Raw genomic sequence first — 25,452 nt, 5'->3', positions numbered from 1 at the left:
GGCGGATTTCACCTCTGAGAAACAATTAATTTACATTTGGATTGCCGGAAAACGGCAATAGAGAGTCTGTCATCGGCGTGATTTAAGCGAGGCAATGAGTCTTTCGGCATCCTGCCGTCGGGTAATGCGGAGAAAGCGAATGTGTTTGTACTGCGGGTTTTGCATATCCGCTTGATAGCGTTTGCGGTTGCTGCGCCAGGTTTTGATCGTCCAGATGATAATAGAGTCCTTGCTAAGGAACGACCGACGAAAGCTTTCGCGGTTCCCCGTGCCGGGCCAGAGCTCCTGTTTGTGCCAGGCGCGTCTGGAGGCCCGCGTCACCGCTTGCCAGAGCGTGCGGATAAACCCACGATCTATCCACACCACCAGATCGACGTCGCGCCACTTAACGTCGCGTGTGCGGTTGTAATTCCCGTCCAGGACCCAGTCAGGCGAGGCGGCGAGCGCTTTTTCCAGGGTTGCAAGAAACTCATCGTCCGGTGTTCCCTGCCAGTTCGCTCGCCAGTAAAGCCTGTCCATCTCAATGTAAGGGATAGCCAGCGCCTCCGCGATTCGCCTGCCAAACGTGCTTTTCCCACTTCCGCTGGTACCTATGATATTGATTTTCACCGTTCCGCCTGCAAATGCTGAAGAAAACGGATCGAATCATAACGTTAATAATTTGTTTACGAAACGCCAGACTACTCGTTCGGATACTGCTCGTCGGTGACCTTCTCCAGCCACGCCACCGGACTCCCTTCGACCGCTTCTGCGATGGCGATATGGGTCATCGCCGTCTGCGCGCTTGCGCCGTGCCAGTGCTTCACGCCGGGTGGGATCCAGGCGATATCCCCCTGATTCAGCGGTTCCGCCTCTTTCCCCCACTCCTGTAACCAGCCGCGCCCCTGCGTCACGATCAGCGTTTGTCCAAGAGGATGCGTATGCCAGGCGGTACGTGCGCCGGGTTCAAAGGTGACGGTCGCGCCACCGACTTTTGCCGGTTCAGTCGCCTGGAAAGGCGCGTCAATGCGCACGCTGCCGGTAAACCAGGCCTCTGGACCCTGAACGGAAGGTAACGAACCGCTACGGATAATTTTCATGATTTACTCCTCGTTTGCTGTTGCGTTAACAGTAGCGTAAAGCCATGGGGAGCATTAGAGTGCATAATCAGAAAGGAACCATGAGTTCAATTCATAAATCGAGTAAGCCGCCATGTTAAAAGACAACTTCAACGATCTGCTTTCCTTTATGGTCGTCGCCCGGGAGCGCAGCTTTACCCGCGCCGCGGCGCAGCTTGGGGTATCTCAGTCGGCACTCAGCCACGCAATGCGCAATCTGGAGGCGAGGCTGGAAGTCCGTCTGTTAACCCGCACCACCCGTAGCGTAGCCCCTACCGAGGCCGGCGAGCAACTCTTTAGGCGCTTAAGCCCCCATCTGCTGGAGATCGAGCAGGAACTCACCGCGTTGCGTGATACCCGCGACAGACCTGCCGGGAATATTCGCCTTAACGCCGGGGAACACGCCATGTCTACGGTGCTGTGGCCTGTGCTTAAACCCTTTATGGCGCAGTATCCTGACATCAACGTTGAAGTCACGGTGGACAATGGGCTGACTGATATTGTCGATGGCCGCTTTGACGCGGGGGTGCGTCTGGGTGAGCAGGTGGCGAAAGATATGATTGCGGTACGTATTGCGCCGGACATGCGCATGGCGGTTGTCGGGTCAGCAGAGTATTTGCAACGTTTCGGCATACCGAAAACGCCGGAGCAGCTCGATCAGCACCGCTGCATTAATATGCGCCTGCCCACACGCGGCGGATTATATGCCTGGGAATTTGAACGGGACGGACGTGAGCTGCGCGTGCGGGTTGACGGCCAGCTGATCCTCAACAGCCTGCCGCAGCGCATCGATGCCGCCGAAAACGGTCTGGGGCTGGCGTATGTTCCGCAAGATGCGGTTCAGGACGCCCTTGCTAAGGGCCGGTTAGTGGGTGTGCTTGAAGCCTGGTGTCCGGCTTTTACGGGATACCATCTGTATTATCCGAGCCGCCGCCAGCACACTACCGCCTTTGCATTACTCATTGCAGCCCTGCGGCATAAATAGTCTCTACCTATAAGTAACTATTAAGTAAACCTGATGTTTAAATCAGCATTCGCAGACCTTTTTGCCTAAAAAAACGCCACGATTCAGCGCGTTGTGATCCCCGTCTGCTCTGACCACACGATTTCCTTCGACGTGCATCACTTTCGGCACGGTTATATTTTGCGTCGCTTATCAATTGCGGGTAGGATGCCTCGCCATGTTTTGCCTTATCCATACACAGAATGACTGGAAAGGCAGCATGTGTCTGCGCAGAAGCAATCGTTTGTTTCGGCATCTGCCAGGCAGGACTATCACGTTAATGGTTCAGACAGGCAAACAGGTAACTCAATGAAAACAAGCAATAAAAGCGCAGCCGATCATCATGCTGCGAAACGTCGCTGGTTGAACTCTCATGAAGAGGGCTATCACAAGGCGATGGGCAACCGTCAGGTGCAGATGATCGCCATCGGCGGCGCTATCGGTACAGGTCTGTTTTTAGGTGCAGGCGCACGTCTGCAAATGGCTGGCCCCGCTCTCGCCCTGGTCTATCTGGTGTGCGGGATCTTCTCTTTCTTCATCCTTCGTGCGCTCGGCGAACTGGTACTCCACCGCCCTTCCAGCGGCAGCTTTGTCTCTTACGCCCGCGAGTTTCTTGGTGAAAAAGCCGCGTATGTCGCGGGCTGGATGTACTTCGTTAACTGGGCAATGACCGGTATTGTCGATATCACCGCCGTTGCGCTGTATATGCACTACTGGGGCGCGTTTGGCGATGTGCCGCAGTGGGTGTTCGCCCTCGGAGCGCTGGCAATTGTCGGGACCATGAACATGATCGGCGTGAAATGGTTCGCCGAAATGGAGTTCTGGTTCGCGCTGGTTAAGGTGCTGGCCATTGTGATCTTCCTGGTGGTCGGGACCGTATTTCTCGGCACCGGTAAACCGCTGGACGGTAACGCAACCGGCTTCCACCTGATTACCGATAACGGTGGTTTCTTCCCGCACGGCCTGCTGCCAGCGCTGGTTCTGGTGCAGGGGGTGGTGTTCGCCTTTGCCTCCATCGAACTGGTCGGTACGGCGGCAGGTGAATGCAAAGATCCGCAGACGATGGTGCCAAAAGCCATCAACAGCGTGATCTGGCGTATCGGCCTGTTCTATGTGGGCTCCGTGGTGCTACTGGTTCTGCTGCTGCCGTGGAACGCATACCAGGCGGGCCAAAGCCCGTTTGTAACCTTCTTCTCTAAGCTGGGCGTGCCGTACGTGGGCAGCATCATGAACATCGTGGTACTGACCGCCGCGCTCTCCAGCCTGAACTCCGGACTCTATTCGACGGGCCGTATCCTGCGCTCCATGTCGATGGGGGGCTCTGCGCCGAAGTTTATGTCGAAGATGAGCAAGCAGCAGGTGCCTTACGCGGGTATTCTGGCCACTCTGGTGGTGTATATCTTTGGCGTGTTCCTGAACTATCTGGTGCCGTCTCAGGTGTTTGAGATTGTGCTGAATGTCGCTGCACTGGGCATTATTGCCTCCTGGGCCTTTATTGTGGTGTGTCAGATGCGTCTGCGCAAAGCGATCAAAGAAGGAAAAGCGGCTGACGTCAGCTTCAAGCTGCCGGGCGCACCGGTGACCTCCTGGCTTACCCTGCTGTTCCTGCTGAGCGTGCTGGTGCTGATGGCCTTCGACTACCCGAACGGTACCTACACCATCGCCACAATCCCGCTGCTGGCGGTGCTGTTGATTGCTGGCTGGTTTGGCGTTCGTAAACGCGTGAATGAAATCCACAGTACCGCACCGGTTCATCCTGGAGATGACAAACAGGACGGTCCACTGGTGGAAGAGACGTCGCGTTAATAAAAAAGCCGGGTGGCGGCTTCGCCTTACCCGGCCTGCATTTCATGGTTTTTTTATGCCCGGTAAGCGCACCACCACCGGGCAAATCCCACATCAGAGCGCGATACGAATCACATCGTCAGGCTGGGTCGCTTCCTGCTGACGGGTTGATTTCTGTTTCACCGTTACGTACAGCGTTTTACCGTCCGCGGACAGCGCCAGGCTGTTCGGGTAAACCGGGGTATCGTAGGTCTTGGTCACTTTGTAAGTTTTGGCGTCGATCACGCTCACCTTGCCCGCCTCGCGGTGCGTCACATAGGCTTCGTTACGCGCCGGGTTAAACAGTACGGCCAGCGATTCTGGCGCGGCGATTTTCTGCATCACGCTGCCATCTTTCAGATTCACCACCAGCACTTCTGGCTGTTTTGAATCCGTCACAAACGCACGCTGGCCGGCAGTGTCCAGGCTCAGGTTCAGGTAGAAGTGCTCTTTTCCGTCATCCTGCACTTTTTTACGGCTGAGGATTTTGTTGGTTGCCGTATCAATGGTCACCAGCTCGCCGTCCGCATTGGTGGTATACAGGCGTTTTGCCTTCGCATCCAGCGCCAGACCGGTGCTGAACGTGCCGGTGTTCGTGATAGTGTCCTTCAGCTTCAGCGTTGCGCCATCAACAACCCAGATCACGCTCTCCTTGCCGATGCCGGTAATGTACACCGTATTGGTCGTGTCATCGGCCACCAGCTGGCGCGGCTGAAGCGGCTTCACCGTGTCGCTACGCTTGCGATCGTCCAGCACCAGGCGCCCTCTAACCTCGCTCGTTTTGGCGTCAATCGCCGTCACGGCGCTGTTGACGGTGTTACCGAACCACAGCGTCTGGGTGGCGTTATCGATCGTGGCGCCAAACGGCTTGAGATCGTTATGAATCGCCTGCGTCACTTCCAGCGTGACCGGATCCAGACGATAAACCACGCCGCCCTTATCGGTTTTGCGGCTTTGTGACGTCGCAACCCACAGCGCGTTTTCCTGCTGGCTGACGGCCATTTCATACGCGCCCTTGCCGACCGCTTTGCGCAGCATCTCTTCAGCGGCATGAACCTGGAACGTACCGGCAAACAGTAAAGAGCCCAACAGCAGAGACCCACGCAGGCGCGGCGAGCACAGATGACGTAAAGACATAACAATTCCTTTTTAAATGAGGAGATTTACCGCTGACATCACTTCCGGTGGGCAAAGTCATCGCTTTGCCGTTATTTTAATGAGAATAGTAATCATTAATCAGTTGAATGTGGAGTATTTCTTTCCTTCAAAACCTTACATTCACGAAATGTGCGGTTATAGTTTTCATAACATTTACAAAGGATTTAACATATATACACAGGTTCCAGTTGATTTGGTTCGAATTTTTCTTAACCGGTTTACTCCATGAAAATTATTACTGCCCGCAAGGCATCACTACCCCTGCTGTTCGTTCCCGTCATTTTTGGCCCGCTGAGTGCGATGGCCGCGGATGAACAGACCCTGATCGTCAGCGCCACGCCGCAAACCGTCTCCGAACTGGACACCCCGGCAGCAGTCAGCGTGGTGAGCGGCGAGGATATGCGACATGCCACACCGCGCATCAACCTTTCTGAATCCCTTGGGAGCGTGCCTGGCCTGCAAATCCAGAACCGCCAGAACTATGCTCAGGATCTGCAACTTTCCGTTCGCGGATTCGGCGCGCGTTCAACCTTCGGCGTACGCGGGATCCGCATGTACGTGGACGGCATTCCGGCAACCATGCCCGACGGCCAGGGGCAGACGTCAAACATAGACCTCAACAGCATTGAGAGCGTCGACGTGCTGCGCGGCCCCTTCTCTGCCCTGTACGGCAATGCCTCCGGCGGCGTAATCAACATCAACACCCAGACCGGACAACAGCCAGCCACAATTGAAGCCAGCAGCTATTACGGCAGTTACGGCACCTGGCGTTACGGCATGAAGGCCACCGGTGCGGTGGGCGACGGGACTCAGGCGGGGGATGTGGACTATGCGGTATCCACAACCCGCTTCACCACCCATGGCTATCGCGACCACAGCGGCGCACGGAAAAACCTCGCCAATGCGAAACTGGGCGTACGCATTGATGATGTCAGCAAGCTAACGCTGATTTTTAACAGCGTCGACATGAAAGCCAACGATCCGGGCGGACTGAGTTATCAGGAGTGGCAGAACAACCCACGCCAGTCCCCCCGTGGCGATCAGTACAACACGCGTAAAACCATTAAGCAGACCCAGGCCGGGATCCGCTACGACCGTCAGTTGAGCGAACAGGACGACCTCAGCGTGATGATGTACGCCGGTGAGCGTGAAATGACCCAGTACCAGTCCATTCCGGATACCGCGCAGACTGAAAATCCTGCGCATTCGGGTGGCGTAATTGATATGCAGCGCCACTATCAGGGTATTGATACCCGCTGGACCCACCGCGGTGAGCTGCTGGTGCCGGTAACGTTTACCACCGGCCTGAACTACGAAAATATGAGTGAAAATCGCCGCGGGTATGAAAACTTCGTGATGAACAACGGCGTGCCGGATTTTGGCGTGAAGGGTAACAAACGCCGTGACGAACGTAACCTGATGTGGAACCTTGATCCCTACCTGCAAACCCAATGGCAGCTCACGCAAAAGCTGTCCGTTGAGGCGGGCGTGCGTTACAGCTCCGTCTGGTTTGACTCCAACGATCATTACATTACCCCGCAAAACGGCGATGACAGCGGTGACGCCAGCTACCATAAATGGCTCCCGGCTGGTGCGGTGAAATACGCCGTGACCGACGCCTGGAACCTGTATGCCGCGGCGGGACGGGGATTTGAGACCCCTACCATCAACGAACTCTCATACCGTTCTGATGGCAAAGGCGGCCTCAATATCAACCTGCAACCGTCAACCAACAACACCTATGAGATTGGCAGCAAAACCCGCATCGGCAATGGCATCCTGACGGCGGCGCTGTTCCGCACGGATACCGATAATGAGATCGTGGTAGATAAAGACAATGAACGCCGTACCAGCTATAAAAATGCCGGTAAAACGCGCCGTCAGGGTGTTGAAATTGCGCTAGATCAGCAGTTTGCCGAGAACTGGAAGCTGAAAATGGCGTGGACCTACCTTGACGCGACCTACCGTACCAACGTCTGCGATAAAGCAGATTGTAGCGGCAACCGAATGCCGGGGATTGCCCGTAACATGGGGTATGCGTCGTTTGGCTGGGAGCCTGAGGAAGGCTGGTACGCGGGGGCAGATGCCCGCTACATGAGCGACGTGATGGCAAACGACACCAATACCGCCAAAGCGCCCTCTTATACCGTGGTCGGTCTGAATACCGGGTATAAACTCAATTACGGCAAATGGGGAATGGACATCTTTGGTCGCGTCGATAACCTGTTTGATAAAGAGTACGTCGGTTCAGAGATTGTAAACGCCGGCTACAATCGCTATTACGAACCCGCCCCTGGCCGTAACTATGGCGTGGGCCTGTCGGTCTCTTATCGCTTTGAGTAAAACATTTTCCGGCAGCGCACGTTGCCGGTAAAAAATAACATCATTCCCGGTAGCCTTAAGCGCCGGGAATATACTCAGGGAAGTTTAAAACGAATAAAAAAATAAGTGCGCCAGTGCGATCCTTAACTGTAGTATTGCCGTTGCAGGAGGATATTAGCTTCATCAATGGCTCGGTCGATCGCTTCCCGACTGGCCGTCACGTCCCTTTGCTCAAGCGCAGAAAGCAGATCGGCATAATGGTAAGTCGTTGCAGGGATATCTTTCATCTCTTCGTGCAGGTAGTTGATACACGGACCAATCCGTACCCAGAGCTGCTCAATCAGCGAGTTCAGGGTCGGCATTTCGGCATACTGATAAAGCGTAAACCGGAACACGCGGTTGGCATGGATCGCCTTCTGCACGTCGCCCTGATGCATGGCGGTGCTGAAGTTATCTGACAGCGCGCGTAATGCATCCAGTTTGGTCTCGGTCATATTCTGACACGCCGCCGCAACGGCCATCGGCTCAAGCTGTTTTCGAATGGCGTTAATTTCGTTATAACGCTCCAGCGTAACCTCTGGCACCAAAAACGCCTGAGCAGGCGTGGCCTGTAATGCGCCTGCCGACACCAGGCGCAGCAGGGCTTCGCGCACCGGTGTGATGCTGGTGCCTAATTTATCCGCAATCTCTTTCGTGATGAGTCGAGCCCCAGGTTTTAATGAGCCCGTAATTAACGCTCCCTTTAAACTGTTCTCAACTTGCATCGTCAGACTGATTCTTTGTGCTTTTTCCAGGTTTTCCAAATCAAGCATGTTTAATTCCCGTAGCCAAAACAAAATGCCATTTTCAGCGACTGTTTAAAAAAACATCGCCGGTTTGATATATCCTGTATCGTCATGCCTGGTATGAAGGGCGCGCGTTAAAATAAAAATTGTTCAATTAATATTACGTTTACCACTTCTGGCTCAGCTGGGCCGATGGCGCGCAATGCTTATGGATTAATTAAAGACAATATATCGTATCTTCACAAATAATTATGGCGGACTTTGCCCGCCATAACCGATGCTCTGTTTAGTCCGCCGCCACGCGGATCACGACCTTGCCGAAGTTTTTCCCTTCCAGCAGCCCAATCAACGCCTCCGGCGCCGCGTTCAGCCCTTCGGTGACCTGCTCGCGATAGTGTATTTTGCCTTCCTTCACCCAGCGTCCCATTTCCTGCTGGAACTCGCCGATACGATGACCATAGTCCTGAGCGATGATAAAGCCCTGCATGCGGATGCGTTTTTTCAGGATGGTCCCCATCAGCAGCGGCAAGCGATCCGGCCCCTCCGGCAGGTTGGTCGCGTTGTAGCCGCTGACCAGTCCGCAAACCGGCACGCGCGCGGAGGTATTCAGGAGCGGCAGTACGGCGTCAAAGACTTTACCGCCGACGTTTTCATAATACACGTCAATGCCCTGCGGGCAGGCTTTCGCCAGCTGTTCGGCAAAATCATCCGCATGGTGATCCAGACAGGCGTCGAAACCGAGCACGTCGACCGCATGACGGCATTTCTCCTCCCCGCCAGCCACGCCGATGACCCGGCACCCTTTGATTTTACCGATCTGCCCCACCGTTGCGCCAACCGGCCCCGTGGCCGCCGCCACGACGAGGGTTTCCCCTGCCTGAGGCTGGCCGATATCGAGCAGCCCCATATACGCGGTGAAGCCCGGCATCCCCAGCACGCCGAGTGCCCATGAAGGATGCGACGGGTTTTCACCCAGCTTCACCAGCCCCTGCCCGTCGGACAGTTCATACTCCTGCCAGCCGCTGTAACCCAGCACCCATTCACCCTCTTTATAATCCGGATGGCGGGAGGTCTCGACGCGGCTTACCGTGCCGCCCACCATCACCGCACCAATCTCGACAGGAGGTGAATAGGATGGCGCATCGCTCATACGGCCCCGCATGTACGGATCAAGCGAGAGCCATACGGTGCGTAATAACACCTGTCCCTCTGCGGGCGTGGGGATCGGCTGCTCTTCCAGGCGGAAATTTTCGGCAACCGGCGCGCCGTGTGGACGGGAAGCCAGTACCCAGCGTCGGTTTTGCGTAGTTGATTGATTCATTCTTCGCTCCTTACTGCTGAAAATGTCATTCAAGTCTGGCACGTTATCCTGCGGATCGCCTTTGCATTATGAGCCGGACTGATTAAGCCGCACGACCAGATAGAGGCACGATTCATCCGTTTCGTTGATAAACCGGCAGTCGTTCGGCGGCCCGAGTTCCAGACAATCTCCGGCCTTCATTTCATGGCGGGTATCCCCCTCCAGAAAGACCAGTTCACCTGCCTGCAACCAAATCAGCTGTCGCGCCAGCGCGTAAGAGGAAGCGGGCATCGGCACATCGCTGCCTGCGGGTAGCTCCACCTGGACGAGGTCGATAGGCATATCGGTGCGCGGCGACACATGGCGACGCAAATAGTGGGTTTGCGGATCGCGCCAGACGGGCTGGTTCGCCAGACGTAACAGTTTGCCCTCCTGCATTTCCGCGCGCGCAATGAGCGTAGACATGCTAATACCGAAGGCACCGGATAACCGCGCAAGCAGCGTCGCCGTTGGGCTACTGTCACCCCGTTCAATCTTATGGATCATGGCGCGTGAGATACCTGCCCGTTCGGCCAGTTCGCTTAATGACCAGCCACGCGACTCGCGTTCAAGGCGTATGCGGGCGCTAATGCGTTGATTCATATTGTCTGTCATTGTATTCATGACGTCATACTATAGTGTACGGATGGTTTTTCGGGGGAGTTTTGTGACAAAAAAACAGGGATTTTGTCGTAGCGATGGAATACATGAACTGTGTAATATTGTGACAAAACCATACTACTATAGTGAACAACACAGCCAGAGGTTAACCATGATTGTTCGTCATGCCTGCAAAGAAGATTGTGCCGCTATCGGTGAAATTTATAACCACGCGGTGCTGCACACCGCCGCCATCTGGAACGATACAACTGTCGATACCGATAACCGTATTGCATGGTTTGAGGCGCGCACGCTGTTGGGTTATCCGGTGCTGGTCAGTGAAGAAGAAGGTGTAGTGACGGGATACGCCTCATTTGGCGACTGGCGAGCATTCGACGGTTTTCGCCATACGGTGGAGCACTCGGTTTACGTTCATCCCGATCATCAGGGCAAAGGCATTGGTCGACTGCTAATGACGGAATTAATTAAGGAAGCCCGCCAGATTGGTAAACATGTGATGGTTGCCGGTATTGAGGCGCAGAACCAGGCGTCGATTCATCTGCATGAAACCCTGGGCTTTATTACCACCGGAAATATGCCGCAGGTAGGAACCAAATTCGGTCGCTGGCTGGATTTAACCTTTATGCAACTCCAGCTCGATGAGCGCAGCGATCCGGATGCTCTGCCATGAATCAATCGTTGACGTTAGCATTTCTGGTGGCCGCCGGGATTGGGCTGGTGGTACAAAACACCCTTATGGTGCGCATTACGCAATCCTCTTCCACCATTCTTATCGCCATGCTGCTGAACTCGCTGGTGGGGATTGTGTTGTTTGTCAGCATGTTGCTGGTGAAAAATGGCATGGCGGGGTTTAACGAACTGGCGTCAACGGTGCGCTGGTGGACACTGATCCCCGGCCTGCTGGGGTCATTTTTTGTCTTTGCCAGTATTAGCGGATATCAGAATGTGGGCGCGGCAACGACCATTGCCGTACTGGTGGCAAGCCAGCTGATTGGCGGTCTGGTGATGGACATCCTCAAGAGCAACGGCGTTCCCCTGCGCGCGCTGGTTGGCCCGGTCTGCGGCGCAGTGATGCTGGTGGTTGGCGCCTGGCTGGTGGCACGGCGCCAGTTTTAACCCTTACAGGATAGTCCCACCCTGCGTGAGGTGGGCATGGCGTGCCTCCGCCTCTTCTTTATGTTGCTTGCCATGATGCGCAATCGCGGTACGCAGGCGCTGCTGCTGGGTATAACGATCTTCACGGCTGAGCTCTGCATCGTCGCTTAATTCGATCAGCAGTTCGTTCATGTGGGTAATCACGCTCTCTTCGATGGTGGCATCGACGCGGGCGATAACTTTGTTTAAATGTGACATTGTCACTCCTTATCACGTGCCGGGTGCTAACTGTAGGCCGGGTAAGGCATAGCCGCCCCCCGGCAAGAATACGATCAGTTCAGCTTCGCTTTCGAGAAGTCACTGCCCATCAGACTCACGCTGTACCCGGTCACGTTGCTGCGGGTCGCGTAGAACGTTTTGCCGTTAGCTAACGCAATCCACGGTGCCTGCTGATAGAAAATCTCCTGTGCCTGTCCATACAGCTTCGCACGTTCGTCCGGGTTGCTGGTCAGTTTGGCCTTTTGCACCAGCTCATCATACCCCTTATCACACCAGCGCGCGGCGTTAGATCCGGTTTTGATGCTGTTACAACCCAGCAGCACATCGGCGAAGTTGTCCGGATCGCCATTATCAGACATCCAGCCGAACAGCGCGGAATCATGCTCGCCTTTACGCATGCCGGAGAGGTACTCACCCCACTCGTAAGAGACGATTTTCGCCTTCACACCCACTTTCGCCCAGTCAGCCTGGATCATCTCCGCAATGCGTCGTGAGTTCGGGTTGTACGGACGCTGAACCGGCATGGACCAGAGGGTCACTTCCGCGCCCTTTTCCAGACCCGCCTGCTTCAGCAGCGCTTTCGCTTTTTCCGGATCGTAGCCGTAATCTTTCAGGTCTTTATTAAAGCCGAGCATGTTCGGCGGGATCGGCGATTTAGCGACCGTACCAGACCCCATAAAGACCGCGTTCACAATGGCCTTTTTGTCCGTCGCGTAATTCAGAGCCTGGCGCACCAGCACGTTATCAAACGGTTTTTTCTCCGTGTTGAACGCCAGGTACCCCACGTTCAGCGCATCCACCGAGTGCAGGGTCAGGTCTTTGTTTTTCTTGATCGCTTCAAACTGCACCGGCGACGGCGCAGGAATGATCTGACACTCGTTCGTTTGCAGCTTCGCCAGACGCGTCTCAACGTTTGGCGTGATGGAGAAGATCAGGTGTTTGGTCGGCACCTCACCGTCCCAGTAGTTCGGATTGGCGACGTAGCGGATCAGCGAATCCACCTTGTACTGCTGAAGCACATACGGGCCGGTGCCGATTGGCCAGGTGTCCACATTTTCAGGTGTCCCCTTTTTCAGCATCGCGTCCGCGTACTCGGCAGAGAGGATCGAGGCGAAGTCCATTCCCCAGTCGGCCAGGAACGCCGCGTTGGGTTCGCTCAGCGTGAACTGGACGTGATAATCGTCGATCTTTTTCACATCCTGAATGAGCTTGTCGAGGCCCACGTCATTAAAGTATTCGTAATTACCCTGGGAAACATTGTGATAGGGATGCTTAGGGTCTTTCTGACGCATAACGGAGAAAATAACGTCATCAGCGTTAAAATCACGGGTAGGTTTGAAGTATTTATTGCTGTTGAATTTTACCCCTTTACGCAGGGTAAACGTGTATGTTTTGCCGTCTGGCGAAATGGTCCACGACTCGGCCAGAGAAGGCACCGGCGTGTTTTTTACCGGGTCGAAGTTAATCAGACGGTTATACAGCGTTTGCGAGCTGGCGACAAACGAAGGTCCAGAGCTGGCGATCTGCGGGTTAAACGACTCCGGCGACGCCTCGGAGCAGTAGATAATGGTGTCTTTATTTGCCGCCCATGCGGCGCTTGCCGGTAGCAGCGCGCTCAGCGCGAGGGCGAGCACGGTTTTCCCTGTAGACATGGTTATTACCCTTTCGGTTTTATTATAGTGAGCAGTAATAACAGCACAGACGTATTGGCCTGACAAATAACGAATCACTATCAGGTTATTCTAAAGCCGTACATTTCGCTGGTTTTAGCATCACCCCGCAGAAACCGATTTGCCTTAAGGTTCATTATTCGTCAAGCACAACCATCACGATCAATGCCGCAAGAAATCGTCCCTTTTATCGTCTCCTCCGCCGTTTGCTTGCTTAGCTGTTTCGTTAAAGTAATGGCGTGAAGAAGTCTACAGGACCAAATCGTGGCAAAAACACTTTTACGCAGCGGTAATCTGGATGATTTTCAGGCCGTTGGTGGCGGCGGACAGGCCGTTTTTGAATCAGCGCTGCAAATCCGCGAAGCGCTTCGGTTGCGCAAACAACAGGCTATCGTCGACTGTCTGGCCATCCCCCAGGTCTACGACGGCGGCGATCGCGTTGACTGGTACTCCCCGGTTGAGGGAACCGTCTCCAGCTGGAAGGCGGCGGATGAAGATGATCGTTATCGCGCCCTACGCTATCTGGAAAACACGCTCGCCAGCGTGGAGTCTCTGAGTAAAAAATGCCTTCAGTCACCGAAAACGGCGCAGCAACTGTTTGGCTCTCTGCTCTCAAAAGCCTTTCAGTTTCCCGGTGAAAACTTTGTTTTCCTGGTGGATGGCAAACCGGTGATCTGCTTCTGGGGTTTCGTCAATCTTAACGAGAACGCGCGCGACGACGTGCTGGACTGCCTGCGCGAATCGTTGGTCCCTGAACCTGAGCCAGTGGTGATTAACGAGCCTGAACCTGAACAGGAGCAAGAACCGGCCCCGGTAGTGACCTTTGAGCAGGCCGACGCGCCGCTTATCACGCCTGTGGCTACCGTCCGTATCACCGAAGATGAACTGTATACGCCAGAGCCGGTGCGCATGAACGCCGCGCCGCCAGAGCCCGCACCGGCGGCCATGCAGAAAAAACGTCGCTCCCCCCTGTGGTTGCTGCCGGTTGCCGCCGTCATTATTGCGGCCATTGCCACCCCGCTGCTTTGGCCAAAACAGGCCCCGACCGCAGCGCCTGTTGCCACACCAGCGCCAGTGCCTGTCGCCATTGCTCCGGCCCCCGTAAAGACGGTCGAGCCGCTTGAGCTGAAACTCCCGCTGCACCAGGCCGAAGTGGTAGAGCCGAAGGTGAAAACGCCTGCACCGGCAGCCGAACCAGTGGTCATTACCGCGATACCGAAAGATGCGATGGTGATGGAGGCAAACCAGGTCAAAGCGGGGTTAACGCGCTTCCTGAATGGCACCTGGCGCGCGTTTCTCGATGTGCAGGATCCGCTCACCGGCAAACCGCCGTCGCTGCGCTACCAGATCCAGAACAATAAAGGTTTCGCCCGGGTTGTGCATGGCGACAACATTGTCTGCCGGGTAGACGTCTTTTCCGGATTACACAGCAACGGCGAGCTGTTGATCAAAACGCGCGGAAACGCTCGTTGCACCGACGGTTCACGCTATCCGATGCCGGAAGTGACCTGTAAGGCAGGTGCCAGCGACGTGGCGGAATGCACCGCACGTTACGATGCCAACACCATCGTTCCTCTGACGTTCAAGAAAGCAGGTGTCTGATCCTATGCTGGTTAATCTTTGCGACTATAAACAGAGCGTGACGCTGATTGCTAACAGCGGCGTGCAGTTTCTCGATTTTGGCTTGACTCCGCAGGACACTGCCAGCAACGGGCGTTTCGTGCGTAAAACGGCAAATGGCCCGCTGTTGCGCCTGGATTTTGATCTGGTTAACGGCCGGTACACGCTGCCTGCCACCGATGGCGGGCAGCCGGAAGTGGTCAAGCCTGAAAGCACCATTCCACTGCATAACTCCCTGAACGTGCTGGACGGCGTCTGGCTGCCGCTCCCTTTCCTGCGCTTTAACCCGCCGCGGACGTTTGTTGATGGCCCGGATAACTGGGCGCGCGTCCAGGTACGAAAGCTTTCCACGCCCGACGCGGCTGGCAATACGCACCGGGTCACCGTCGCGCTCGACAGCCAGATTGCAGAGCATGCGACGTCTGCGCTGTCGCCGGTTGAAAACGATATCCTTAACGGCACGCGTTTCGCGCTCGCCTGGCGCGACAGTGAGGTTGAGAGTTTCCTTGACCAGACCTGGATTGACGGCTGGCTGCGCGAAGCCTTTACGCAGTTTGCCGACGGGGTTGAAAAACGCTCCGAGCGGGAGCTGCATCAGGCCATGCGCAGCTTTGAATATCAGGCACACTGGCTCAACCTGCTCTCCATGCTCGGGGAACAACTCACCGTGCCGGAAGTGAAGTTTGTCACCCATACCCTGAGCACCCCTGCTATTCCTGTCGATCTGATCCTTGACGTAGGCAACACCCACACCTGCGGCGTGATTATTGAAGATCATGGTGATGCCAACGACGGCCTGCGCCAGACGGCTGAACTTCAGGTACGATCTCTGAGTGAGCCACAGTTCCTGAATGAGCCGCTGTTTACCAGCCGTCTTGAATTTTCCGAAGCGCGTTTTGGCAAGCAGCACTTCTCGGTGGAAAGCGGCCGGGAGGATGCATTCGTCTGGCCGTCCATTGTCCGCGTGGGTGATGAAGCGCGTAAGCTGGCAATGCAGCGTCTGGGCACGGAAGGCAACAGTGGAATTTCCAGCCCGCGTCGCTATCTGTGGGACGAGACGCCGGTAGTGCAGGACTGGCGCTTTAGCCAGATGAACAGCAAAACCCAGCGCGAACCGCTGGCAACTGCGTTTCCGCTGATGAACCTGATGAACGACGACGGGGAACCACTCTTTACGCTGCCGCAGGATGAGCGTCTGCCGGTGTTCTCTCCGCAGTACAGCCGCAGCACCCTGATGACGCACATGCTCTGCGAGCTGCTGGCTCAGGCGCTTGGCCAGATTAACAGCGTGGCCACCCGCTTGCGGCTCGGCTTCCCGGCCTCTCCCCGCCAGCTGCGGACGCTGATCCTCACCCTGCCTTCGGCAATGCCGAAACAGGAGCGCGAGATTTTCCGTCGCCGCATGTTCGAAGCCATCGCCATCGTCTGGAAAGCGATGGGCTGGCACCCGCAGGATGAAGATTTTGCCAGCCGCAAGCAGCAGGAAAAAAGCGTGGTGCCGGTCCCTGAGATCCAGATGGAGTGGGACGAGGCCAGCTGCGGCCAGCTGGTGTGGCTGTATAACGAAGCCATTTCCCATTTCGGTGGCCAGACCGAGGCCTTTTTCGCCTCCCTCGCCCGTCCGGATCGCGCGCCTGAGCCTGGCGTCCTGCCGGGGCGTGCGCTGCGCGTGGCCTCGATTGATATCGGCGGCGGCACGACGGATATGGCCATCACGCACTATCAGTTAGATGATGGTTCCGGAAATAACGTCAAAATCACCCCGCAGCTGCTGTTCCGCGAAGGGTTCAAGGTCGCTGGCGATGATACGCTGCTGGACGTGATCCAGCGCTACGTTCTGCCCGCGCTGCAAACCCAGCTTCAGAAATCCGGCATAGCCGATGCCTCCCAACTGATGGCATCCCTGTTCGGTGATTCCGGGCGGATCGATACCCAGGCGGTCCTGCGCCAGCAGACGGCGCTTCAGCTTTTTATGCCGATAGGTCACGCGATCCTGGCGGCGTGGGAATCGAGCGATGTTGACGATCCGCTGGCCGGGCTGCATGCCACCTTTGGCGACCTGCTTACGCAAAAACCGACGCGCAACGTGATGAATTATCTCCAGCAGGCGATTGACCATGCGTTGCCTGCCGGCTCAGAACACTTTGATCTGTTCAGCGTACCGCTGCACGTCAGCTTTCGGGAGATGCGGGACGCCATGCTGGCGGGTCAGTTCACGCTTGCCGCCCCGCTTCATGCGGTATGTGAGGCGATCTCTCACTACAGCTGCGATATCCTGCTGATCACGGGACGGCCGGGCTGCCTGCCGGGCGTTCAGGCCCTGATTCGCCACCTGCAACCGGTGCCCGTCAACCGCATCGTCTGGCTGGATAAATATCAGGTTCATGAATGGTATCCGTTCAGCCAGCAGGGACGGATCGGCAACCCGAAATCCACCGCTGCGGTAGGAGCGATGCTCTGTAGCCTGGCGCTGGATCTTCGTCTGCCGCGTTTTAACTTTAAAGCAGCGGATATCGGCGCGTACTCTACGGTGCGCTATCTGGGCGTGCTGGATAACACGATCAATACCCTGCGGGACGAGAACGTCTGGTATCACGATATCGACCTCGATAAACCCGGCGCGAAACTGGACGCCCGTCTGCACTTCCCGCTGCGCGGCAACGTTACGCTCGGCTTCCGGCAGCTGGCCAATGCCCGCTGGCCCGCGACACCGCTCTATACCCTGAGCATCAACTCTGCCGAGCTGGCGAAAGCCATTGCGGGCGACGGCGTACTGAACGTGCGCCTGAAGCTGCGTGGCGGCACTAAGCAGGAAGGTCCGGAATCTTTCGAGCTGAGTGATGCCTGGCTACAGGACGGCACGCCAGTGCCGCCGGATGCCCTGACCTTTAAACTGAATACTCTGGCCGATCGCCGACACAGCGGCAGCCACTACTGGATCGACAGCGGGAGCGTATACCTCAAATGACTGCGACGACTGCCACCACTCAGGCCTTAATCGGGTGGATCAACGAGACGCGACAGCACGCCCCGATGCTGGATAACGAAGCCGACGCCCTGCTTGCCCGCCTTAACGCACTAAGCGCGCGTGAAGAGGCGCTCGATCGCGCCCTTGTCAGCCAGGGCAGTATCGGCCTATATGGCCACTCGCAGGCCGCGAAAGCGCACCTGCTGGCTGCCCTGTGCGGCAGCGGGGACGAACGGCTGAACGTAACGCCGGGTCAACGCACTTTTGATTACTTCTCGCATATTAACCCCGGGCATGCACCGACCAACATGGCCGTGCGTTTCAGCAGAGCGTCCCGCGAGGTCGCAGACGACGCGTTTCCCCTGCGCCTGCGCCTGGTAACGGAGGCCGAGCTGGTGCAGCTGTTTATCGCGCGCACCACGCTGGATCCGCAGATCCGCGCGGTGGATAAATCGGTGATTGAAGCCCGGCTTGAGAAGTGGCGGGTGCTGCGTCAACCGCAGAGCGTGCCGGGAATGACGGCGCGGGAAGTCGCGACCATTGCCCGGTTCTGGCAAAGCGTAGTACCCGGCGCTAAGCAGCATATTGATGATGCCCTGTGGCACCAGTTTGCTCTGCTGGTTCCGTCGCTTGATCTCAGCACCCGCGCCAGCGTCTGGTCTCTGCTGTGGGGTGAGCAGCAGGAGTTAACCCAGCAGTGGCTTAAATTCGCCCAGGTGCTGCATCAAACCAGCCATGCCAGCGCACTTGCGGCGCCGTTGAGTCTGCTGGTGGACAGCTTTGGTCTACCCTGCGAAGGCTTTCTTACTCACGGGGCGTTTACCGTGCCGGAAGCACAGGAAACACTGCTTCATCCGGTAAAAAACGGCGAGCTGCTTAACGCCATTAGCCTGCCAGTTGATGTACTGGCATCTCTGACCCGCGAAGTTGTGCTGCCCGTTGAGAACTGCGTGCTGGATACCGTTGACGTCATTGATATTCCGGCCATTTCTGAGGAAAACACGCCGCTGATGATGCAGGCAAAATGCCTGTGGTTGCTGGAGCATTATCGTCAGCACATTCAGCCGGATGTCCTGGTTATCTGCAATGCAACGGCGCACCACCAGCAGACCGCGAAAACGGCAAGGCTCCTGCAAAACTGGGTCAAAGAGACGCAGCCGGTTGAAGAATCCGCGTTGCCGGGGCTGGTCTGGGCCATTACCCCTCATGATGCGCGGTTTACCACAAAGCAGAATCTGGACGAAGCGGTGCAGCAATTGCTGGGCCAGCCGGGTCTGCGCTGGGGCACGCTTCAGGCGCTCAATAGCCACAGCATGCAGCGAGTGATTGAGTGGCTGTCGCAGGCTACCCTGCCGGCACAGCGCCAGAAGCGTCTCCGCGCGCTGAAAAGGCTGTTACTAGAGTCGCTGTCAACGCTGATGCGCCCATATGTCGCGCCTCTCACTCAGGAGCCAGGCGCAGGGCGGGCAATGGCCGAAAAAATGGTCCGAACGCTGCAAGGCAGTGCCGCTCGTCATGGTGAACTGCTTGAGGGGCTTCTGCCGCCGTTAAACGCGTTTGAGACGCTGCTGACCGTCCACCAGCCTCGTGAGGAACAGGTCAACGGCCTGTTTAACGATGTTATCGATCTGTTTGCGGAAGATACGCAGGAAAATCAAGGCGCGTTGCAGACCAAAGACAAAGCGCGGCTGGCCCATAACGTGTGGGTTAACCATCTTCGTCAGTGGAGTCGCAACGACGCGGCGGCTGCCCGTCTGGGCCTGGACGCAGAGGTATTACAGCAGATTGCGGATGTGCTGATCGTTACCAGCTATCGGCTGGATCTGCCGCTGCAACTGCAACGCATTGCAGAAAAAGATAAAAGCAGCGCCGCGCAGCTGCATGCCGCGACAGGCAATTTCATTAGCTGGCTTGGCTATGAACTGACACCCGTTTCTGAACGGCCTGCAAGCCGGATCCGCAAAGGTGAGCCAATTTTTGTGACGCCCGTTGTGAGCAGCGCTTCACCCCGTCTTACCCGACTTGGCGAGCAGCCTGTCCATGCGGCGACAGCCTATGTTTATGACTGGTTGGTTGCGCTCTACACCCGCGCGATTGAGAACGTGGATTATCAGTGTCCGTATGACGTTCAGCCTGCGGCACGGAAAGCCTTGTCTGCCTTGCTGTCTTAATCATTCCAGCCCGCAACAATGCGGGCTGCCCATTCATGAGCCGTTTATGAAGCCAGACAAAGCCTGAGCCAACGCTGACGGGTTTTCCCAGGACATTGAATGGCCCGCATCAGGGATAATTTTTACAGCAACGCCGTTTTGTTGCAGACGATTAAAATCGTCATCAGGCAGGGATCGCTCACCAAAAACTAACATTACCGGGCAGCGCAATGACAAGAACAGGTGTTCCCAGTCAGGTTTAACGCCCTCGACCAGGCTTGTTGCGCCGCGCCAGACGGCCCAGGGGGCATTACTTTGAAGGCTTCCAGCCCACGGCGACGTTTCCGCCCGCAGCATGTCATCATAGCCCTGAGCCAGAAAATGTTGTTCCGTTTGGGCCGCAATTGCCCGGCTGAACATCCCGCCACCCGCATGAAAATTGGGTTCAGACACTATCAGGCCCTTAACGCGCGACGTTAACAGCGTTGCCGTTTCGATCGCGATACTCCCCCCCATGCTATGACCATAGAGCCATAGACTATCCAGGCCGAGATGGTTTAACAGTTCAACCACCACCTGCGCCTGTTCGCTCGTGCGATAACGGTAGTTGTCAGGTTTGTCACTGTAACCGCTACCGGGAAGATCGATCAGAATGGCTCTGCGCCCCCCGAAACGAGTATCACAGACAATACGAGGATATTCATACGACGATGCACAGCCCAACCCGTGGATAAACACAACCGGGTCACCGAAACCGGGAAGATCCTGCCAGCGCACAGTGCAGCCTGCTTGCTGCGAATAGAAACTGTTCATAAGCACTCCATGTATGACAGACTGTATATTTATACAGCCTCAATGTATGGAATGCTATGTCTGGATGCTGATTCTGGAAGCGTGCTTCAGAAAAGAGAGATCAACAGGGCAACAGGAAAGCTCATCGGCCAGGTAGATCCCACCAGGAATGCGCTCAACAGGCGAATACGTTTACGATCTTTAGACAGGAACCAGGTGATTAATGCGCAGATGGAGGCCATGATTGCGTAGAACACCAACATCTTTTGATACAACGTCATTCTGTTTACCTGAGCCGAAAAATAACCGCACGCAATATGCGTCATATGTTGACACAGATCAAGTTTTTTCGTTACATCATAACCACTTAAATACTATGGATAATAACAACTGAGTACCTTGTGTAACAACGCCGGGTAAAGCAAAACGGTTATTATTGATAACATGCAAATTAAATGCACTTTTTGATAAATCCATCCCCGCAGAAAGCAGTTTAATAACAGCAGGCTTTTAAGGGAGGAAACATGCTACGCATTCCGCAGAGTTGTATTCACACCCGTTCCACGCCTTTCTGGAACAAAGAAACGGCCCCCGCCGGCATTTTTAAACGTCACCTGGATACGGGCACGCGTCCGGGCGTTTACCCTCGCCTTTCGGTGATGCGTGGCGCAGTGCGTTATCTGGGCTATGCTGATGAATTTACACCTGAGCCTGACAGCGAGCTCGTCATTGAAGCGGGTCGTTTCGGCGTTTTCCCGCCAGAGAGATGGCACCACATTGAGGTGATGACCGACGACACCCTGTTCAATATTGAATTCTTTGTTGAACCTGAGGTGCTTAAATCCCTTTAAGCACCCGCCAACATGAAGGAAACTATGATGTTACGTATTCCTGAAAACTTTGTTCATACCCGCTCGACGCCGTTCTGGAATAAAGAGACCGCCCCAAAAGCGCTTTTTACCCATCACAACACCAAAGCCGGCGTGTACGGTCGGTTGTCCGTCATGCAGGGTGCGGTGCGTTACTTTGGCTTTGCCGATGGCGACGCCACCGAGCCCGATCTGGAAGTGGTTATTGAGGCCGGTTCTTTTGGCATCTCCCCACCGCAAAAATGGCACCGCATTGAGCTTCTGACCGACGACACCTATTTTAATATCGACTTTTTCGCGGATCCTGCCGTCACGCTCAGCGGTGCGGGCATCGGTAAAGTGGTCAACACGCATAAGGAGTAAATAATGGGTAAGGCTACCTATACCGTGACCGTCACCAACAACAGCAACGGCGTGTCAGTGGATTATGAAACAGAAGCGCCAATGGAGCTGTTGATTCCGGACGTCGCGGCAGATGTCGTGAAGGATCTGGTGAACACCGTTCGCGCCTACGATACGGAAAATGAACACGAGGTATGTGGCTGGTAAGCTGAATCGCCCGGCACTGCGCCGGGCATGAGGGTTTAGTGTTTAAACATGACATGTCGCACAACCGTGTAATCTTCAAGGCCGTAAACCGACATATCTTTTCCGTAACCGGATAACTTCATCCCGCCGTGCGGCATTTCGCTCACCAGCATAAAATGGGTATTGACCCAGGTGCAGCCATACTGCAACCGTGCGCTGAGGCGATGGGCGCGTCCGACGTCTTTTGTCCAGACGGACGAGGCCAGGCCGTATTGCGAATCGTTAGCCCAGTTCAGCACCTGCGCTTCATCCTCAAATTCTGTCACGCTGACCACCGGGCCAAACACTTCTCGCTGGACGATCGCATCTTCCTGCTTCGCCCCGGCCAGCAGCGTTGGCTGGAAGTAATATCCTGCCCCCTCTTTTTTACTGCCACCGGTGACGACGCGGATATGTCCAAGGGTTTTGGCTTCGTCCACGGCAGCACAAACGCGGGAAAGATGCGCTGCGGAGCTGAGCGGGCCCAGCTCGGTTGAAGCATCGTCCGGCGCGCCCATTTTCAGGCTGGCAACGGCTGCGCCCAGCTTTTCGACCAGCGCGGGGTAAATCCCCTTCTGGGCATAGATACGACAGGCTGCGGTACAATCCTGACCAGCATTGTAGAAACCAAACGTACGCACGCCTTCAACCACGGCATCCAAATCTGCATCGTCAAAGACAATGACCGGCGCTTTTCCGCCCAATTCCATATGGGTACGTTTAACTGAAGATGCGGTATGCCCGATAATATGTTCTCCGGTAGCAATAGAGCCGGTGAGAGAAACCATACGGACTTTTTCGTGACCGGTCAGCGGATCTCCTACGGTTTTGCCGCGACCAAACAGCACGTTCAACACGCCTGGCGGGAAGATATCTTTCGCCAGTTCCGCCAGCTTCAGCGCCGTCAACGGGGTGATTTCAGACGGCTTGATGACGACACAGTTTCCCGCCGCCAGCGCGGGCGCCAGCTTCCACGCGGCCATCATCAGAGGATAGTTCCAGGGCGCAATAGAGGCGACAACGCCAACCGGGTCGCGGCGGATCATCGAAGTATGTCCTTCGAGGTATTCTCCGGCAGCCAGCCCGTTCAGGCAGCGGGCGGCCCCGGCAAAGAAGCGAAACACATCGACCACGGCCGGGATCTCGTCCCCCTGGACACAGTGCAGCGGTTTCCCGCAGTTAAGGGATTCCAGATTTGCGAACGCGTCAGCGTTGGCTTCTATCACATCAGCCAGTTTCAACAGACATTCGGCGCGCGTTTTCGGCGTCGTTTGTCCCCACTCTGTGAACGCGCGATCGGCAGCCTGGACGGCAGCGTCCACCTGTGCTTCCGACGCTTCAGCAATCTCCAGCAGCACTTCACCCGTGGCAGGATTATAAACCGCCTGCTTCTCACCTTCGCCGGCCACCAGTTCACCATTAATCAGCAATTGATTTTGCATAGCATCGTCCTGTTGAAATCGACATTGTTTTCGCTGTCAGCACACGTTCTGGCGGACATGTACGTGACAACGTCACGTCACCAATCCGCACTCCCTTACTAAAGGTAGACCGCGCGTCATGTCGCTTCAGGAATTTTCATCAAGGTGTGACTGGGTGCAGCATCATTTCGCGGATTACCCCCGCCAGCTGGACGACCGCCTGCTCCTCCCGCTCGCCCCATCCCCATGAGGTATTGAAACGGAAAAACGGTGTCCAGATATTGGAGGTGGAAAACATCTTGCCGGGCGCAATGCTGATTTGATGGGTTAACGCCTTCTCACTCAACCGCCCCGCATCCAGCTGTTCAGGCAGTTCCAGCCATAAAAAGTAGCCGCTGTCGTTATGATGGATTTTGACGCCGGCAGGCATATGGCGCAAAAGCGATTGCCAGGCCTGCTGTTTGCGTTCAGCAAGCGTGCGTCGCAGGCGGCGAAGGTGGGCGTCGTAACGTTTGGTCGCCAGGTAATCCACCAGCGCCAGCTGCATGGGAGAACTGGTGGATAACGTACTCATCAGCTGCAACTGCTGAATACGGCGCGCATGTTTTCCCGCCGCCACCCAGCCAATACGAAAACCAGCCACCAGACACTTGGAGAATGAGGAGCAGTGCAACGTCATATCCTGCTTATCCCAGGCCTTTGCCGGAAGCGGCTTTTCGCGGCCAAAGTAGAGTTCGCTGTAAACATCGTCTTCAATCAGCGTGACGTTATGCCGGGTTAATAACGCCACCAGCTGAGCTTTCTTCTCTGCACTCAGCGTGAAGCCGAGCGGGTTCTGACTGTTGGTCATCAGCCAGCAGGCTTTCACCGGATAATCATTTAATGCCTGCTCAAGGGCACTGAGATCGATGCCCTCACGCACGTCAGTGGCAACCGACAGCGCTTTCAGTTTCAGACGTTCAAGCGCCTGGAGTGCGCCATAAAAACAGGGATTTTCAACGATAACCCAGTCCCCTGGTTCAGTCACAGCCTGCAAACTGAGGTTGAGCGCCTCAAGCGCACCCGCGGTGATCACAATTTCATCCGGGGAGATATTCATTCCCTGCTGAGCGTAGCGACGGGCAATGGCATGACGTAAGTCGACGTTACCCGGCGGCAGGTTTTCAATCACGCTCATGGCGGTAGCCGTTTTGCTGACGTTAGCCAGCGATCGGTTGAGTTGCTGAAGCGGGAAAAGGCGCGGATCGGGAAACGCCGAGGCAAAAGGGACAACGGAGGGGTCGCGGCTGGCCTGTAGCACGTCGAAGATATAGGTGTTGATGTCGACCACTTCATCGCGCATCACCTGCGCGGGCGGTGCAGGCTGGTGTGTGGTCGGGCGCGCGGCAACGTAATAGCCTGACTGCGGTCTGGCAACAATGCGCCCCTGACTTTCCAGCATCTGATACGCGTGGCCCACGGTCATAAAACTCATGCCGCTGCTTGCCACCTGCTCTCGCAGAGAAGGTAACTTATCGCCCGGCAACCATACGCCAAGCTCAATCTGCGAGATAATTTGTTGCGCCAGACGCTGGTATTTTTTCATCAGATTCTCCTTATTGCTGACAGTGTATATCAGCAGGAGAAAAAGAGAAGATTTTGCTAACTGTTATGGGAAACGCGGCAGATTACTTGCGGTACTCAGTAATGTGATTCTGAGCCGAACGCGCTGCGGCCAGGTGGTCGAGCGTGATCATTGGCGATTTGCAGAAAATGCATTTCGCGCCGAACGGATTTTTGTCAGACACATCAAAAGCTGAGGTGCGGTACTGCGAGCCATGACAGCATGGGCAGCGGAAATGGATATAAGAAGTCATAGGATTCTCCTGTAAA

General features: G+C 55.8%; 24 protein-coding genes. 11 read left to right on the top strand and 13 right to left on the bottom strand.

Annotated features, from left to right (window positions below):
* Positions 1–69: 69 nt before the first annotated feature.
* Positions 70–609, bottom strand: a complete 540-nt coding sequence (locus CU081_RS15920; RefSeq protein WP_003856993.1) for a shikimate kinase — start codon at positions 607–609, stop codon at positions 70–72.
* A 71-nt stretch (positions 610–680) separates the two neighbouring features.
* Complete coding sequence (locus CU081_RS15915) at positions 681–1,079, bottom strand: (R)-mandelonitrile lyase (protein ID WP_003856991.1); 399 nt, start codon at positions 1,077–1,079, stop codon at positions 681–683.
* Positions 1,080–1,191: 112 nt separating this feature from the next.
* On the opposite strand from CU081_RS15915, the gene CU081_RS15910 reads away from it, so the two are divergent.
* A complete protein-coding gene (locus tag CU081_RS15910; RefSeq protein WP_003856988.1) occupies positions 1,192–2,082 on the top strand; it encodes a LysR family transcriptional regulator in 891 nt (296 codons plus the stop codon).
* A gap of 327 nt (positions 2,083–2,409) precedes the next feature.
* Positions 2,410–3,906, top strand: a complete 1,497-nt coding sequence (ansP, locus tag CU081_RS15905; RefSeq protein WP_022648235.1) for an L-asparagine permease — start codon at positions 2,410–2,412, stop codon at positions 3,904–3,906.
* Positions 3,907–3,999: 93 nt separating this feature from the next.
* Here the strand turns inward: ansP and yncE are convergent, their stop codons facing one another.
* Positions 4,000–5,061 carry a 7-bladed beta-propeller protein YncE gene (gene yncE / locus CU081_RS15900; RefSeq protein WP_022651242.1) on the bottom strand — a complete coding sequence of 354 codons (1,062 nt, stop codon included), beginning with the start codon at positions 5,059–5,061 and terminating at the stop codon, positions 4,000–4,002.
* A 246-nt stretch (positions 5,062–5,307) separates the two neighbouring features.
* Here yncE and pqqU point away from each other — a divergent pair, with 246 nt between their 5' ends.
* A complete protein-coding gene (gene pqqU / locus CU081_RS15895; RefSeq protein ID WP_039268903.1) occupies positions 5,308–7,425 on the top strand; it encodes a TonB-dependent receptor PqqU in 2,118 nt (705 codons plus the stop codon).
* Positions 7,426–7,547: 122 nt separating this feature from the next.
* On the opposite strand, the gene CU081_RS15890 is transcribed toward pqqU, so the two are convergent.
* The 3 genes from CU081_RS15890 to CU081_RS15880 all read right to left on the bottom strand — a co-directional run bounded on the left by CU081_RS15890 (position 7,548) and on the right by CU081_RS15880 (position 10,152).
* Complete coding sequence (locus CU081_RS15890) at positions 7,548–8,216, bottom strand: GntR family transcriptional regulator (RefSeq protein WP_003856981.1); 669 nt, start codon at positions 8,214–8,216, stop codon at positions 7,548–7,550.
* Between the two features lie 259 nt (positions 8,217–8,475).
* Entirely contained in the window at positions 8,476–9,510 is a 1,035-nt protein-coding gene (locus CU081_RS15885) for an NADP-dependent oxidoreductase (protein ID WP_003856979.1), read from the bottom strand.
* Between the two features lie 66 nt (positions 9,511–9,576).
* Positions 9,577–10,152, bottom strand: a complete 576-nt coding sequence (locus tag CU081_RS15880) for a helix-turn-helix domain-containing protein (RefSeq protein ID WP_003856978.1) — start codon at positions 10,150–10,152, stop codon at positions 9,577–9,579.
* Between the two features lie 148 nt (positions 10,153–10,300).
* Here CU081_RS15880 and CU081_RS15875 point away from each other — a divergent pair, with 148 nt between their 5' ends.
* Both CU081_RS15875 and CU081_RS15870 read left to right on the top strand, forming a co-directional pair.
* Positions 10,301–10,819 (top strand): GNAT family N-acetyltransferase, encoded by a 519-nt coding sequence (locus tag CU081_RS15875; RefSeq protein WP_003856975.1) that lies wholly within the window; start codon positions 10,301–10,303, stop codon positions 10,817–10,819.
* Positions 10,816–11,265, top strand: a complete 450-nt coding sequence (locus tag CU081_RS15870) for a DMT family transporter (RefSeq protein WP_003856973.1) — start codon at positions 10,816–10,818, stop codon at positions 11,263–11,265. Before CU081_RS15875 ends, CU081_RS15870 begins: the two co-directional genes overlap by 4 nt.
* A 3-nt stretch (positions 11,266–11,268) precedes the next feature.
* On the opposite strand, the gene CU081_RS15865 is transcribed toward CU081_RS15870, so the two are convergent.
* The gene (locus CU081_RS15865; protein ID WP_003856971.1) at positions 11,269–11,502 is read right to left on the bottom strand and encodes a YdcY family protein; all 234 of its coding nucleotides are present in this window, start codon (positions 11,500–11,502) and stop codon (positions 11,269–11,271) included.
* A 74-nt stretch (positions 11,503–11,576) separates the two neighbouring features.
* Entirely contained in the window at positions 11,577–13,175 is a 1,599-nt protein-coding gene (locus CU081_RS15860) for an ABC transporter substrate-binding protein (RefSeq protein ID WP_003856968.1), read from the bottom strand.
* 282 nt (positions 13,176–13,457) lie between these two features.
* Here CU081_RS15860 and CU081_RS15855 point away from each other — a divergent pair, with 282 nt between their 5' ends.
* The 3 genes from CU081_RS15855 to CU081_RS15845 are packed head-to-tail and all read left to right on the top strand — an operon-like array spanning position 13,458 to position 19,952.
* Positions 13,458–14,795, top strand: a complete 1,338-nt coding sequence (locus CU081_RS15855; RefSeq protein ID WP_022651246.1) for an SrfA family protein — start codon at positions 13,458–13,460, stop codon at positions 14,793–14,795.
* 4 nt (positions 14,796–14,799) lie between these two features.
* Positions 14,800–17,781 (top strand): virulence factor SrfB, encoded by a 2,982-nt coding sequence (locus CU081_RS15850; protein ID WP_003856965.1) that lies wholly within the window; start codon positions 14,800–14,802, stop codon positions 17,779–17,781.
* Positions 17,778–19,952: a virulence factor SrfC family protein gene (locus CU081_RS15845; RefSeq protein WP_022651247.1), complete on the top strand. Its 2,175-nt coding sequence runs from the start codon at positions 17,778–17,780 to the stop codon at positions 19,950–19,952. Before CU081_RS15850 ends, CU081_RS15845 begins: the two co-directional genes overlap by 4 nt.
* A 33-nt stretch (positions 19,953–19,985) precedes the next feature.
* Here the strand turns inward: CU081_RS15845 and CU081_RS15840 are convergent, their stop codons facing one another.
* Together CU081_RS15840 and CU081_RS15835 are read right to left on the bottom strand one after the other, a co-directional pair.
* Positions 19,986–20,744 carry an alpha/beta fold hydrolase gene (locus CU081_RS15840; protein ID WP_003856961.1) on the bottom strand — a complete coding sequence of 253 codons (759 nt, stop codon included), beginning with the start codon at positions 20,742–20,744 and terminating at the stop codon, positions 19,986–19,988.
* An 86-nt stretch (positions 20,745–20,830) separates the two neighbouring features.
* Positions 20,831–21,004, bottom strand: a complete 174-nt coding sequence (locus CU081_RS15835) for a GhoT/OrtT family toxin (protein ID WP_003856960.1) — start codon at positions 21,002–21,004, stop codon at positions 20,831–20,833.
* Between the two features lie 243 nt (positions 21,005–21,247).
* Here CU081_RS15835 and CU081_RS15830 point away from each other — a divergent pair, with 243 nt between their 5' ends.
* Genes CU081_RS15830 through CU081_RS15820 form a run of 3 tightly spaced genes read left to right on the top strand, consistent with a single transcriptional unit; the run spans position 21,248 to position 22,141 of the window.
* The gene (locus tag CU081_RS15830) at positions 21,248–21,574 is read left to right on the top strand and encodes a DUF1971 domain-containing protein (protein ID WP_015570441.1); all 327 of its coding nucleotides are present in this window, start codon (positions 21,248–21,250) and stop codon (positions 21,572–21,574) included.
* 27 nt (positions 21,575–21,601) lie between these two features.
* Complete coding sequence (locus CU081_RS15825) at positions 21,602–21,955, top strand: DUF1971 domain-containing protein (RefSeq protein ID WP_003856958.1); 354 nt, start codon at positions 21,602–21,604, stop codon at positions 21,953–21,955.
* 3 nt (positions 21,956–21,958) lie between these two features.
* Positions 21,959–22,141: a DUF1869 domain-containing protein gene (locus CU081_RS15820; RefSeq protein WP_003856955.1), complete on the top strand. Its 183-nt coding sequence runs from the start codon at positions 21,959–21,961 to the stop codon at positions 22,139–22,141.
* 35 nt (positions 22,142–22,176) lie between these two features.
* On the opposite strand, the gene patD is transcribed toward CU081_RS15820, so the two are convergent.
* From patD to ymcF, 3 genes are all read right to left on the bottom strand, one after another.
* On the bottom strand, positions 22,177–23,601 hold the full coding sequence (gene patD, locus CU081_RS15815) for an aminobutyraldehyde dehydrogenase (RefSeq protein WP_003856950.1): 1,425 nt from the start codon (positions 23,599–23,601) through the stop codon (positions 22,177–22,179).
* Positions 23,602–23,740: 139 nt separating this feature from the next.
* Positions 23,741–25,165, bottom strand: coding sequence for an aminotransferase-like domain-containing protein (locus CU081_RS15810; RefSeq protein WP_003856948.1), 1,425 nt, complete (start codon positions 25,163–25,165; stop codon positions 23,741–23,743).
* Between the two features lie 82 nt (positions 25,166–25,247).
* Positions 25,248–25,436 (bottom strand): cold shock small protein YmcF, encoded by a 189-nt coding sequence (ymcF, locus tag CU081_RS15805; RefSeq protein ID WP_003856945.1) that lies wholly within the window; start codon positions 25,434–25,436, stop codon positions 25,248–25,250.
* Positions 25,437–25,452: the final 16 nt, after the last annotated feature.

This window comes from Enterobacter sp. CRENT-193, from assembly GCF_002787395.1.
Taxonomy (GTDB): Bacteria; Pseudomonadota; Gammaproteobacteria; order Enterobacterales; family Enterobacteriaceae; genus Enterobacter; species Enterobacter hormaechei_C.
Note: the sequence above shows the minus strand (reverse complement) of the source record. Positions and strands in the feature narration are given on the sequence as shown.